Consider the following 14,472-nt stretch of genomic DNA (forward strand, 5'->3'; position numbering starts at 1 on the left):
TCTCCTATACAAAAAACACGAAATATGGATTGTCCATATTTCGTGTCCCAGTTTAACTTTGAATTATTATTAATTTGCTGGAACAGTTATTTCGTTTGAAGATGAGTTTGAAGCTTGTTGCTTTTTACGTTCCTCTTCTTCTCTTTTTGCAACTAATTCATTGATTTTGTTATCTAAGTAATTATCTATTTGATGAACATATTCATTAGTTTCAAAATCGATTCTACCATCATAGTATGGAGTTAAATCAATCTCTTTAAGTGAAACTTTAGATAATTGAACACTCATTTCCCTATATGTATCTAAAGGTTTTTTGATGATGTTATCCTTAATGATATTTGTATGTTCACCATCTAACAACTCATTGAATTCATATGTCTTGTAGAATGAAGAATAAATTTTTCTAACAATATCATTAATTGAATAATTTACAACTGCAATCATATTTAAGTTGTAGTTCAGAATGAATTTAATCTTTTCAATAATAGGTGCATATTCAGCCTCTTTTGGATTATTAATTAATGAAGCCGAATATAAATTGGTTTGACTTAATAACATATTGTTATATTCATTAAATTTTTCTTGTTCATCTTTCTTTTGTAAGTCTTTTAGAATTTTGTGTGAATATTTCTTTTGCTTAATTTCTTCATTAATTCGATCAAATTGAGCTTTGTTTTCAGGATTATTAGCAAAAACTGCATCAATGTTCTCTTGATTATTTAAAAATTTAGAAACAACATAAAGGTTATTTGCAATGTTATTAATTAACTCTGTCGCTTTTGAACCTTCAATATTTGTATTTACATATTCATTTATTAAATCACTAACTTCAGTAACATAGTTTCATTCTCTTGGATTTATACCATAAATATATAAATAAAGTCCTAGAACAGGAAATTCATCAGATCTTGCTGAAGTTGGTTGCTTTCTAAAAAGATCTGCTTGTACGTTAATTTGATTAATTTTAGCTTTAATTGTAGCTGTTCATTTTTCATATTCAATAGCAGCAAACGTTTCACCCTCATCTCTTTTTTTAGCCAATCTTTCTTTGACAACTTTATATGAATCATTCGCATTTTGCACAGCTTTTAATAAGTAGAATAACTCAGTTTGGTTTTCATTATTTACTTTATTTTCAAGATATTTTGCAAGTTTATCAAATCTAGAAACTTGATATTCAAAGTCATCTACTGAACCACAAGAAACTGATGCAACAATAGGAAAAGCAACAACTGGGGTTGCTAATAATGATAAAAATAATTTATTTCTCTTTTTTAACATAATTTTAAATTGTATATTATTTGAAATTTAATTTAAATAAATTAAAGTTTTGATCGCTAATATTAAAAATATGATTTAAGTAAAATAAATTAGATAAATAAAATTAAAAAAGGAATAAAATATAAGCATATTTCATTATTACAGTTTTTTATATAAGGAGATTAAATATGGCTAAATTTAAACGTGTTTTTATGATTGTTACAGATGGTTTAGGAATAGGACCAGATAAAGATCAAAAACGTTTTGGAGATGATGGTGCAAACTCAATTAGATCTGCATCAATGGTTGATGAATTTAAAATTGACACTTGAAGAAAATTAGGTATCGGAAACATTACAGACTTAAACGGTGACTACAGACAAAAAAACCAAATGGGTTATGTTGCTAAAATCCAAGAAGTTTCAAATGCTAAAGATACATTAGCAGGACACTGAGAAATGATGGGAATTAAAACATTAGTTCCATTTCCTACATTTGCAGAAAACGGATTCCCACAAGAATTAATCGACGAATTATCAAAAGCATTTGATGGACGTCCAATTGTCGGAAACAAAGCTGCATCAGGAACAGATATTATTAATGAATTAGCACATGAAGAAAAAGAACGTGGAGCAATCATTGTTTATACATCAAATGACTCAGTTCTTCAAATTTGTGCTCATGAAGAATGAACAGGTTTAGATAACTTATACAAATATGCAAAAGCTGCACGTGAAATTTGTTCATCACGTCCAGAATGAAACGTAGGTAGAATTATTGCTCGTCCATACATTGGAGAAGAAGGAAACTACACAAGAACATTTAATAGACATGACTACGCAAACCAACCACGTGAAATGATTTTAAACGAATTACAAAAAGCAGGTGTTGAAGTTATTTCTATCGGTAAAATTAACGACATTTTCGTTGGACAAGGTATCTCAAGACACATTCCATCTGGTTCAGATGAAAAAGGAATGGATGCTACAATTGAATTAGCTATGCAAGATGGAGAAAATCAATTTATCTTCACAAACTTAGTTCAATTCGACTCACACTTTGGACACAGAAGAAATGTTCGTGGATACGCGCAAAATATTGCCGACTTAGACGTTAAATTAGGAAAATTAATCAACGTTCTTAAAGAAGATGATTTATTAATCATGACAAGTGACCACGGAAACGACCCTCTTTACCCTGGATTCAACCACACAAGAGAATACTTACCACTTACAGTTTACTCTAAATCATTCAAATCACCAAAAGTGTTACCAGTTCTTGAAGGATTAGGAACAACAGGAAACATTGTTGCTAGAAACTTTGGTGTTGATATTGTTACTGAAACAGGTGAAGATATTTTCGACAAATTAGTATAGTATTTATTCAACTCATCAAGCTTATGCTTGATGTTTTTTTATTTCAAAAGTTATCTAAATTACAACTAAATGTGTAAATTTTTCACACTAAATTGCAGTTTTTTATGTTTTTCTTTCCATTTTTTTTTTTTTTTTAGAATAAGGGTTAGAAAGGGTGAAATTATTTAGTTCATAAGACCGAAAAATACACAAGAATATAACATTCCATTCTCCACAACTCAATTATTCATTTTGTTTAGATTTAAAAAATGATTTTCATTAAACACCCATCTAATTAATTAATCTATCAATTATTAATTATTAAAGTTAATCTCAACTAATTGAATATAAATATTTTTCTAAGTTTCACAAGTAATTAATTGAGCTAAAATAATTTCATTCTTTCTAGATGTTAATATTTAAATTTAAAAATTACACAAAAGGATTAAAAATAAATATGCAAAAGAAATTTTTATCAGTACCTATATTAGTATTATGAATTTTAGATTGAATTTTAATCTTTATTTTAAGCATATTAGCTGTAGCAGGAGCATTAACCGGTGCTGGAGTTGGTTTTGTTATAGGTATGGCTCTTGTTTACCTTTTAGTAAGTGGAATGAGTTTAGCTCTATTTATTATGCAAATCGTTGCTGCTGTTAGAATTAATAGTGAAAATAAAACAATTATGGTTTTATATATCGTTGGATTTTTCGTCCCAATTTGTACTTTAATTGCAGCAAGTATGGCTATTTACAAAAAATTATACTAATATTAAATTTATAAAATCAAATAAGAAAATAGAGAATAATACAAAAGTTCTCTATTTTTTAATTTGACTGTTTTCAAAGTTAAAAAATCCACAATTAAAAACTAAGGAATTGATTTAAATTGGTGTAATTTATCGCAGAAAATGTAAATTTTCACATTTTTTTCACATTAAATCAAAGTTTTTTAACTTTTTCTTTGCGTTTTTTTTTTTTTTAGAATAAGAAGTGGGAGGAATAAAACTATTAAAATATAATATCCTAAATGTATAATAATACCATGATTTTTCCATTTTGTTACTTACAGTAAATTACCATTTATCTTTGTTAATATTTCATTGATTCATTTTTATAATGATAGTGCTATCTAACAATAATAGTAATTAAAAAATAACAACTTCATTATAAATTGCATAATGTAATGTTTCGAAAAGTTACTTCAACATACAATAATCAGTGATTTCTTTCACTTGTGTATGATTATTAAATTCAATACTTATTATAATTTAAAGATAGATGCATGTGATTTAGTTCAATTTTTTAAGTAGTTCAATAATAAAAAATTAGTTTTACTCCTTCCAAATCTAAAGTTTTGATTTAAGAAAACTTTATAAAAAGGATTACTTCGATATGCAAAAGAAATTTTTATCAGTTCCAATATTAGTTTTATCAATTTTAACAACGGTGTTTGCTTCAATATATTTTATAGTGGCTTCTTTAACTCCCATAATGTTAAGCAAATTTACTACAGATAGAGACACGGTAGCAATCCTTAGCATAGTTGCTTCCGTCATAAGTCTTATGCCTACTTCGGGATTAGGGCTTGCTCTATTTATTACATGCATTGTGGGGGCAGTTAGAATCTCTCAATATAATAAAGCTACGATGATCTTATATACTATAGGTGTATGTGTACTGCCTCTTTTATTACTTCTTTCTTTCATCGGTTCAATTATAGCCATTGCTAAAAAACAATATTAATATAAAAATTTATAAATTTAATATCAAAAATTGGGAACAATAAAATGTTCTCTATTTTTGTTTCACTGTCTTTCTATAAATCAACTGATTATTGCTGCTGAATTAGAATGCTGCGAGTTTTTCTATGTTTTATATATGAAATTTTAACCATTTTATAAATAACAAAAATACTTATGACTTAACCTTGCATTTACCGATATAGACAAAACAACAGTATATAAATTCAAAGATGATGCTACTATTACTATGACAATTGATGGCTTAATTAACAAAGCTCAAATTTTTGCATCAAAAAGAAAAACAGTTGCTGATTTTATAGCAAGGATAATACCGACAATTAGATTTAAAAAAAGATGTAGATGTATCAACTAAAATTAACCCAGAAGATATTAATATAGACACAGATGTTTCAATTTATTGAAGTAATGATTCATTACCAGAAGTTCAAAAATTCTACAATATCTCATATAAAGTTACAAAAGAAGACATAGATGAAGATAGTGAAGATGCATTTTATATCTATAAAACACTTACATCTAAAGAAGATGCTAGACTACAACTTGTACTAATATCCACAGTAATTAGTGATTATGTGAAATAGTACTATATTAAAAAAGAGAAACAAAAATAGAGCGTAAGAGTCATACATTATTGTCGAATTGTAAAGTGAGCCAAAAATAAGGTGCACTTCTTTTTTAATCTAGTTTTTTACTTAATGCACAAAATACATCAAAAACAATTGAAATTAATATATTTTTTTCTTTTATCACTTAATGCAAGTCTCAAAAATAAAAACATCACATATAAATTTGTAATGTTTAAGATACTATTAACATCTAATTCAATCTACTTTGTCGGTTGTTTTAGTTGCAAATTTAATTCTCAATGCTTTCACTCATAAATAACCTATTGATGGAGTTAAAACAAATCCGACTCCAAAAATAACAAAGTTTAACAGACACACAATCGCTACATTTCCACCTTTATAAAATAAAGGTTCACGGAAGTTTAAGAAACCATATATAGTCATATCAAGTTCTTTTGTCAATCTATTTCCATTCTTAAGCTCAACATCTTTAAATTGATCATAAATTGGTGTTGACATGAAGAATGTGATTAAAGCAAAGAAGTAGTAACCTAACATTGTTATAATACTTAAATAAACAGTTTTCTTTGAAATTTGAATTTCTTTACGATTTATGATTAAAATCACAAATCCTAAAATTGGTGACACTGCGTGAATTATGAATGTGTTAAAAAAGTAAAGTGGTTTAAATTCTTTTAATTCAGGCATAAAGATTAATGTTCAATATATTAAGAATGTAATTGAAATGTAAATAATTGACAAGAAGAAAGTTTGTTGTGCTTTATGATTTTTCATTTTTAATGCAAATATAACTGCAGATATTGCTAAAAATGTATTACTAAGTCACGTAAATGTTAAATTAACTCTTCAAAATGATTGAAGCATTTTGTAACCGTGAATACTTGATCTATTTAGGATTTCAGATTTAGCTTCATCTGATAAACTTGTTAATTCTTGTGAAATTCTTGTTGAAGTTAAATGTCAGTTTATTAGCGTTGCTAATATGACAACAAATACAATACCAATTGCTAAAAAGAATGATATTTTTTGTCTTGTTGTTAGATAAGAAAAATTCTCTTTTGTTGTTTTAATTATTTTCATAGTTTCATTATATAAAAATAAGAAAAAACAACTTAGATTTATTTTGTATTTCTTATGATCTTAATTTGATAAATAAAATTAAATTTTTATTCTTTGAATTGACAAAAATAATGTAAAATAGTTTTAGCGTGGTCGCGTAGCTCAGCTGGATAGAGCACGAGCCTTCTAAGCTTGTGGTCGGAGGTTCGAATCCTCTCGTGATCGCCATTTTTTTTATACCTTTTTTGACCCATATAAATAATTGAAGATATAAAAATTAAAAATATATATAATGTATGCATTATATATAGGATAAATTAATGAAAGGAGTAAATTATGTATAAGATGTTTAAAATTTTGCCATTTAACATTAAAATGAGATTTTTTATTGGTATCATCATTGTTATTTTAAATGTTGCTTGCACAATGATTTTGCCAATTGTGCTTAGTCAATTCTTGCCTTTACTTACAAAAGGTAATCAAGAAATATACACGATTACAATTTTTAAGAACTTACAATTGTATGAATCATCAAGCTGAACTAATGCATTTGTATTCTTATTAATTTCAATCTTAGTATTACTTGCACTTACAGCAATAACTGCTATAGCTTCAACCATGATAATCATCGGAGCTGGCGAGAGAGCTTCTAACTTTTATAGAAATGCTTTATTTGCTAAATATCAAAAACTTAGTCTTAAAGATATTTCTAATTTAACAACCGAAAGTTTAATAACAAGAATCAATGATGATGTTGCTGTCTTTTGAGATTTCTTAGTCGGTGCATCAACATCACTTGTTAAAGCACCATTATTTATTATTGTTGGATTAGTATTTGCTTTTGCAACAGATTTAGAATTCACTTACTCAATTTTAGCTGTTATACCTTTACTTCTTTTTGTTATGGTATTTATATCCGTTAAGGTAAACCCTAAACTTAAACAAAACAGAAAAAATCTTGATGCAATTACAAAAGAAGTTGACGAAACTGTAAATGGTGCTAGATTTATAAAAGCAAATAATTTACAAGAACAACAAAAAAGAAAATTCAATCACGCTAATAATCAATGAGTAAAAACTGAAAAGAATATTTTTAAATTCTTTGCAATTGGAACACCTGCGTTCTTTGGAATTGTTAACTTTATTGTTGTCTTAATTTACGCAATAGGAAAAGTTAAATTAGATCAAAATCCAAACATTGATGGTGAGTTTATCGCAAAGATTAATGTATTTATCGAATATGAATTTGTTATAGCTGGTGGAATTATTTTATTCTCACAATTCTTAGGTTCTATGTTTAGAGCAAAAATTAGTTCAGGTAGAATAGTTCAAGTCTTAGATGCTAAATATGATGATTTATTTATTCCAAATGGAAAAATAATTTCACAAACTAATGATGTAACAGATTATTCGGTTCAATTTAAAAATGTTAACTTCAAATACTTTGACACAGCCGAAGATTATGCAATTAAAAACATTAACTTCAAAATTCCAGGTGGCAAAACTTTAGGAATTATTGGACCAACTGGTTCAGGTAAAAGTACAATTGTTAACTTACTTGTTAACAATATGAAATACACTCAAGAAAACGGAAATATCTTAATTAATGGTATTGAAGTCAGAGACATCAATACACATAACTTACACAAGAACGTAGCTATTGTTTACCAAGATGCACTTTTATATTCGGGAACAATTAAATCAAACGTTTTATTCGCTAAACCTAATGCAACTAATGAAGAACTTCAAAAAGCTCTTGTAGCATCTTGTGCAAGAAACTTTATTCAGACATTCGAGGATAGAGAAAATCACAAAGTCGAACAAAAAGGTAAAAACTTAAGTGGTGGTCAAAAACAAAGAATCTCAATTGCAAGAAGTTTAATTATTGACCCTAAAATCTTAATTTTAGATGACTCAACTTCTGCTCTTGATAACTTAACCACAAAGCAACTTATTAAAAATATTAAAGAAAATTACTCTTGTACAACAATTATTATTTCTCAGAAAATTAACTCAATCAAACACGCTGATAATATTTTAGTTCTTGAAAATGGAAAAATTCTTGACCAAGGAACTCACGAACAATTACTTAATTCTTGTCAATGATATAAAGATGTAGCAACTAACCAATTAGATCAATAGAAAGGAAAGGTAAATATGCCTGATTTAAGAGAAGAACAAAAAGAAATAGCTCAAGATTTACAAGCTAATGAGCAAGTTAAAGTTTTAAAAACACTTAAACAATTACTTTCGTACTTTTGTAGAAGTAAAAAAATATTATTTGTTGCTCTTTTATTTTCATTACTCAACTCTATTTTCTATATCATTGGTAGTTTCTTAATTGGAATAATCGTACAAATCTTCTTTGAACCTTATCTTAATTCACAACTAACTTACCCTGATAAATTTAATTTAACCAACTTTATATTAATGCTATCTGCACTTACACTTACATTTATCTTGTACGGTATTTGTAGATATGTAGAACAAAGGTTATATATCAAACTTTCTTTTGAAGCTGGTGCAACACTTAGAAAAGAACTGCTTGAAAAGATATTAAAAATGCCTGTTAGTTTTTATGATAAAAACAAAACAGGAGACTTGATATCAACTTTAATTGTTGATGTTAACAATACAGCTAACTCATTATTCCAAATGATGACGCAAGTTGTAACAAGTATATTCAACATTTGTATAACAATTATTGTACTTATGTTAGTTTCATCACTTCTTACATTAATTGTTTTACCTGTTACACTGATTTTATTTGGATTAGTTTTCTTACTAATTAAAAAATCACAACCTTACTTTGTTAAAGTGCAAAACTTATTCGGGAGACTTAACGCTTTTGTTGAAGAAATGTTAACAAATACAAAAGTAACTAACTCATTTGATAGACAAGCATACGTTTATAGTGAACTTGAAAAAATCACATATGATATTAGAAAAAGTGCTTACAAAGGTGATGTAATTGCTAAATCATTTGATATCTGATATACACTTATAGCAAACTTTGTTATCTTGCTTATCTCAGGTCTTGCTGCAATCTTTTATTTCAAACAAATACCTGTTTGAAACTTAATCGGACTTGGAGTTGACCAAAACGGAAATGCAACACCTGCATTTATTATCTTATTTATTTCGCTTAACTGAAACTTTATGGGACCTTTCCAAAACATCTTATCAAGTGCATTTAATGCACAAATTGGAATTGCATCTTCATCAAGAATTTTCAAACTTTTAGAAATTGCTGAACCTGATACATCAAATCAAATAATTGATATTAACTCAATTAAAGGACACGTTCAATTTGATAATGTATATTTCAAATACAATCCAGACAAGCTAGAATATCAACTAAAAGCAGCTTCATTCGATATTAAACCAGGTGAAGTTGTTGCAATTGTTGGTCCAACTGGTGCTGGTAAAACTACAATCATTTCTCTTTTATCTAAATATTATGATTACACTAAGGGTTCGATTAAAATTGATGGAAATGAACTTAGAAACATCAAAACAGATAAATTAAGAGATCATATGACAATTGTGCTTCAAGATTCATTCTTATTTAATGAATCAATTAAAGATAACCTTAAAATGACGAATCCAAATGCAACTGATGAACAAATCATTCAAGCTGCTGAAATGACACATGCCCATCATTTTATTATGAATATGCCTCAAGGTTATGATACAATGATCGAAAACAATGGTGCTAACTTATCACAAGGTCAAAGACAACTCCTTTCATTGACTAGAGCAATTCTTTCGAATAAAAACTTACTTATTTTAGATGAGGCTACTTCAAACATTGATTCAGCAACAGAACAAATCGTTCAACAAGCTATGTGAGAGTTAATGAAAAATAAAACAACATTTGTTATCGCTCATCGTTTAAGTACAATTAAAAATGCTGATGTTATTATAGTTGTTAATAATGGACTTATTATTGAAAAAGGAACTCACAAAGAGCTATTAGATAAAAAAGGTTTCTACCATCAACTATATACATCACAATTTGAATTCGAAAATTAAGACAAATTCGCAAGCTAGAAGCTTGCTTTTTTTATGCTTTTGAAGCATTAACTCTATTTCATTGATTTTTATAAAAGTAAGTAAAATACATAAATTTTCAATATCATTTTTTACTTTTTCTATTCATATATAGATGTAAAAGATGTTTTCGATATATATATATATATATATATATAATCATGAGTTAAAAAGTATTAAGAAATAAAGTCTATCAATGTCTTTTTAGAATTTGATACTACACATATGATATCTTAACTATCATAATAGTAACCGTCCGAAGTTCTTGAGCTCCTTGTTTTGTCGTCAGCAAACAGGAGCACAAGACGAGGACAGTAAGTCTTTCAATAGTTCAATAGAATAAGTGTTGTTATTTATATTTTAAAAAGACATAAAACAACCAATAATCTTCTTACTATTATTTTAACAGAGAAAAACAAACTATATAGACACAATATTATGATTTTTAAAATATAAATATATGCCTTATTACCTTATTTAATTTCTTCCTACAGTGGAAAAATTAAATAAGGTATATATAAGATATATACACTAATAACTAATATATAAAATATATTTATAATGAATATATTTTATATATTAGTATATATACATAATATGTATTTAAAAACTATTCTAACATATTTTTAAATACATATTATGTTATTGCATATATAGTATATAAATATACTATATATGCTTACGTTCTTTCTATCAGTAGTCTTTGTGTAAGTTGATAATATCAAAGCAATAAAAAAACAGCAATGTTAATCACTGTTTAAATCGCTCTTTTACTCTGACCCTTTGAATGCAATTTGACTTTTTGAAAATCTTTTAAGGAGTAAGAATCTCTTTTATTCTTATTTGTAATAACCTAACTCAACAATTGAGTTTGAAAAATATAATATATTAATGTTCAATTTCTTTAAATTTATAAAGGAATGATTAATGAAAAAAACTTATTCAGTTCCTAGCAGCATCTATAACTATAATAAATTGATTTTGTATCAGCTTACTCTTCAAAATAAAAGAACTCCAAAAGTGAGTTTGCTTTAGCTTTTGTATTACATTTATCTCTACAAAGAAAGGTCACTTTATGGCTGATTGGAGTTCAGTGATACTTAAGAAACGAAAGAGATTTTTTGTATGCTTGTTTTGTGAATTTGTCTCTCCTTAAATATCATTTATATTATACCATATATTTTATTTATTTTATAAATAAAATATATATTTTGTTAAATAAAAAAATATTTTGGAAAAAATAAAAAATTGGTGTTATAATATTAACGGCAGTTAAACAAAAGTCAGACCCTTGTTTAGCATACAGTTGAACTTATAACTTCTTTTAGTTATTTGTGTGATACATTCTTTAAGTATGTTAAAAAAGAGAAGTCAGAGATGCTTGTTTAATCTCTGACTTTATTTATTAACTTAACTGCTTCAAACTTTGAAAATATAAAAAGAAAGGAAATCAACCTTTAATTCAGACCCTGTTGATTTCCTCAAGAATAGTATAGCATAAAAATCAACAGGGAAAAGTTTAAAGTTTGATTATTTGCACAATGGATTTAAAAGAATACTCAAAAATTTATGTTAATAATTTACATAACTCAAAAACAAGACAAACATATAAATATTTCTTTGATAACTTCTTTAAATGTTTCACAACACCAAAACCATCAAATGAAGAACTTAAAACAGTAATAAAAGATTACAGAGATAGATTAAAACCTAGCTCACAACAAACATTCTTCTCAATGCTTAAATCATTAATAACAAAATACAACCAACTAGAACAAAAGTTTGTTTATGATGTTTCAATCATCCCAAATATCAAAACAGTTAAAGCAGCAACATATGTTCCAGATGTTGTTGAACTTTCTAAAATAAAGAAATATGCACTCAACTACGATAATTCAAAGGGTGTTGCTTCGTTTGTCTTATTTGCTATTGAAAATGGTGCTAGATTTAGTGAAATTTGCAATGTTTTAGCTAATAAAGACAACTTTGTATATATGGAAGAAATAGAAGTGTATTCATCATATACACAAGCTAACAAGAACAACAATTTTAGAGCTTACAACATCTCTAAAGAATATTGACCTTTATATGAAGAATTCATTGATAATTCGAAATTCCCTAGAGATATGAATTATCAATTCACAAGGTTTATAACTGAACTAAAAAGAGACTTACCAGAGTTTGCTGATAAACCAATTACAATTCACACATTCAGAAAAGCATTCGTTACCAATCAATATAGAAACAATACAGACATTGTAAAAATTCAAAAATCAACAGGTCATAAAGACACAACAACATTAATAAATACATACATAATTCAAACACCTGAAGAGTTAGCAAAGATAGTTAAAGATGCTACTGACCCAGCAAGACTTAAACTCATTAATCAAGCTGAAATGATGAGAGAAATTGAACAACTTAGAGACTTTAAAGATATTGCTCTCATCAATGAAAAGAAACAATTAGCACTGTTAGAAGCAGAAAGATTAGAAAACCAAAAATTAGCAAAAGAAAATGAAAAATTAAGAAAACAAATTGAATTGCTTGAAAGAGGAAACAATGAAAACAATTAATCATTCACAAATATTAAGAATAACAGAAATCACTTCAAAACTTTTAACTTCAAAGGAATTTATAACTTGTCCTATTAAAGAAATAAACGACTTTGTAAGGGAAGAAAACTATGTTTATGATAGTAAGTTCAAAAACTCTATTTCTGATGATTTTAACTCATATATTTGCAAGATAGAAGAAGACGGAACAGTCTTTCGTTCATACCTTGAAGTTTTAAAGTTATGAACCAATAAAGTATGTTCTAACTTAACCGAATCAGAAGCTATTAAATTAGTTAAAAAAATAAAAGAATTCAACGAATCTAAAGGGGACAAATAATGAAGAAAACAAAAATACCATCTGAACTTTTGTTATTCACAGAACCAAAAGAAAGAAAATGAGAAAAGCTTAAAAGATACTTCAGAGAATGAAGAGATTTCAGAAAACAAAAACAAAGCTATGAGAATGTTATTTCATTGATTACCATACTAGCAAATAAAGAATCTTTGAAGTTAATGGTTCAAATGTCTTTTGCTGATAAAATGTTCTGAACATATAAGAAGTTTTCTGTGATTTCCTTTATTGCTAAATTAGAAGTATTCTGAAGTGTTGAAACAGAATTTTTAGACTTCTTAAAGAGACAATTATATGATTATATTGATAGACAAAATCAAAACGATGCAAATAACTTTAATGATGTTTTTGAAGGTATATATGAGATAGTCCATAGAACAACAACACATTATTTAAAAACGCATTACTCAGACAAATATCAAAGGGATAAGTTTTTAAAATAATTATGATTAAAGAAAAAATCAAACTTCCAAACTTCGGAGAGCTTGGAATAGATATAAAAGAATATCTCTGAAAAAACCTTCCTTCATCATTTAGTGAATTTGATTCGAAGTTTTCACATACATTTAAAACTTATATGATAAAGTGAATGCATACAAAAGAAATCGACCTTGACTTATACCCACAATATAAACATATTTTAATGTATATGACTTTTATAAACTTCAGAAAAGAACTACAGCTTGCTAATTTACTTAATAAAGCAAACTTCAAAATCAAAGCAACTTCTTCTTTTGTTGATATGAAATACAAAGTTGATTTATACGGAACCAACCCAAATAATGAACTTATATTTATACAAGTTAAACCGCACGATAATCATAATAATGAATATGATTTGACTAACTTGTTAGAATATTCAAAAAAGCACTCTGCTACTCCTTACATCGCTTTCAAGCAGAACCAACAATGAAAGATTAAGAAACTCAATACAAACAAAAAAACAGCTTAAACTGCTGTTTTTTCTTTGTCCTTGGTCTTAATAATCTCTTTAAGTCTTTCGAGCTCTTCTTGCTCTAAAGGGACATTCTCTAGCACTGTAATAGCAGCGTCTATTGAATGAACTTTCATTCACTTAAAGAAATCTAAAACCTTTTTGAAAAATTGTCTTATCTTGTCCATTTTAATTTTCTCCATCAATAATTTGTTTAACTATCTTTTTCACATCATTAGATACACCATTGTTTTCAACATATACCTTAAAAGCAGCATTATATCTATCTTGTGAAAGTTCAATGTTTCTTAATCTTTTGTTAATATCATCTATTTTTTTTGTTTGTTGTTCTATTAGATGAATCAATGCAGTCACTTCATCTCCTTGTTTTGTGTGTGTTATGTTAATGTGATTAGCAGACTTATTTACATTGTTTGACTGCTTGTTTTGTTTGTATTTAGTTATTAATCAATAAACAACATACATCAAAGCAATAACAGTCACAGAACCACCTGCTCCTGCTATTGCTGTAATTACATTTTCACTCAT

The 14,472-nt window shown here is 27.0% G+C and carries 13 protein-coding genes and 1 tRNA gene; 9 read left to right on the top strand and 5 right to left on the bottom strand.

The window, feature by feature from the left end; genetic code table 4:
• Positions 1 to 69: 69 nt before the first annotated feature.
• The gene (locus VBM86_RS00445) at positions 70 to 1,281 is read right to left on the bottom strand and encodes a hypothetical protein (protein WP_323176439.1); all 1,212 of its coding nucleotides are present in this window, start codon (positions 1,279 to 1,281) and stop codon (positions 70 to 72) included.
• 167 nt (positions 1,282 to 1,448) lie between these two features.
• Between VBM86_RS00445 and VBM86_RS00450 the strand changes: the two genes are divergently transcribed.
• Together VBM86_RS00450 and VBM86_RS00455 are read left to right on the top strand one after the other, a co-directional pair.
• Positions 1,449 to 2,636 (top strand): phosphopentomutase, encoded by a 1,188-nt coding sequence (locus VBM86_RS00450; protein ID WP_257089628.1) that lies wholly within the window; start codon positions 1,449 to 1,451, stop codon positions 2,634 to 2,636.
• Positions 2,637 to 3,072: 436 nt separating this feature from the next.
• Positions 3,073 to 3,384, top strand: coding sequence for a hypothetical protein (locus VBM86_RS00455; protein WP_323176440.1), 312 nt, complete (start codon positions 3,073 to 3,075; stop codon positions 3,382 to 3,384).
• Positions 3,385 to 3,999: 615 nt separating this feature from the next.
• Here the strand turns inward: VBM86_RS00455 and VBM86_RS00460 are convergent.
• Together VBM86_RS00460 and VBM86_RS00465 are read right to left on the bottom strand one after the other, a co-directional pair.
• Positions 4,000 to 4,323 (bottom strand): hypothetical protein, encoded by a 324-nt coding sequence (locus tag VBM86_RS00460; protein WP_323176441.1) that lies wholly within the window; start codon positions 4,321 to 4,323, stop codon positions 4,000 to 4,002.
• 866 nt (positions 4,324 to 5,189) lie between these two features.
• Entirely contained in the window at positions 5,190 to 6,047 is an 858-nt protein-coding gene (locus tag VBM86_RS00465; RefSeq protein WP_323189491.1) for an MAGa3780 family membrane protein, read from the bottom strand.
• 130 nt (positions 6,048 to 6,177) lie between these two features.
• Between VBM86_RS00465 and VBM86_RS00470 the strand changes: the two genes are divergently transcribed.
• The 7 genes from VBM86_RS00470 (at position 6,178) to VBM86_RS00500 (ending at position 13,941) form a co-directional block, all read left to right on the top strand.
• Positions 6,178 to 6,254 (top strand) — tRNA-Arg (locus tag VBM86_RS00470).
• A 108-nt stretch (positions 6,255 to 6,362) separates the two neighbouring features.
• Positions 6,363 to 8,168, top strand: coding sequence for an ABC transporter ATP-binding protein (locus VBM86_RS00475; RefSeq protein WP_323189492.1), 1,806 nt, complete (start codon positions 6,363 to 6,365; stop codon positions 8,166 to 8,168).
• 15 nt (positions 8,169 to 8,183) lie between these two features.
• On the top strand, positions 8,184 to 10,061 hold the full coding sequence (locus VBM86_RS00480) for an ABC transporter ATP-binding protein (protein WP_323189493.1): 1,878 nt from the start codon (positions 8,184 to 8,186) through the stop codon (positions 10,059 to 10,061).
• Between the two features lie 1,559 nt (positions 10,062 to 11,620).
• Positions 11,621 to 12,655, top strand: a complete 1,035-nt coding sequence (locus VBM86_RS00485) for a tyrosine-type recombinase/integrase (RefSeq protein WP_323189494.1) — start codon at positions 11,621 to 11,623, stop codon at positions 12,653 to 12,655.
• Positions 12,642 to 12,974, top strand: coding sequence for a hypothetical protein (locus VBM86_RS00490; protein WP_323189495.1), 333 nt, complete (start codon positions 12,642 to 12,644; stop codon positions 12,972 to 12,974). The genes VBM86_RS00485 and VBM86_RS00490 overlap by 14 nt, the downstream gene beginning before the upstream one ends.
• Complete coding sequence (locus VBM86_RS00495) at positions 12,974 to 13,432, top strand: hypothetical protein (protein WP_323189496.1); 459 nt, start codon at positions 12,974 to 12,976, stop codon at positions 13,430 to 13,432. Before VBM86_RS00490 ends, VBM86_RS00495 begins: the two co-directional genes overlap by 1 nt.
• 2 nt (positions 13,433 to 13,434) lie before the next feature.
• Positions 13,435 to 13,941: a hypothetical protein gene (locus VBM86_RS00500; RefSeq protein WP_323189497.1), complete on the top strand. Its 507-nt coding sequence runs from the start codon at positions 13,435 to 13,437 to the stop codon at positions 13,939 to 13,941.
• Here the strand turns inward: VBM86_RS00500 and VBM86_RS00505 are convergent.
• Together VBM86_RS00505 and VBM86_RS00510 are read right to left on the bottom strand one after the other, a co-directional pair.
• Entirely contained in the window at positions 13,938 to 14,111 is a 174-nt protein-coding gene (locus VBM86_RS00505; RefSeq protein ID WP_323177455.1) for a hypothetical protein, read from the bottom strand. The two genes, VBM86_RS00500 and VBM86_RS00505, sit on opposite strands and share 4 nt — an antisense overlap.
• Before the next feature lies 1 nt (position 14,112).
• The gene (locus VBM86_RS00510; protein ID WP_323189498.1) at positions 14,113 to 14,472 is read right to left on the bottom strand and encodes a hypothetical protein; all 360 of its coding nucleotides are present in this window, start codon (positions 14,470 to 14,472) and stop codon (positions 14,113 to 14,115) included.

This window comes from Mycoplasma sp. 21DD0573 (assembly GCF_034863425.1).
In the GTDB taxonomy this organism is placed as follows: Bacteria; Bacillota_I; Bacilli_A; order Mycoplasmatales; family Metamycoplasmataceae; genus Mycoplasmopsis.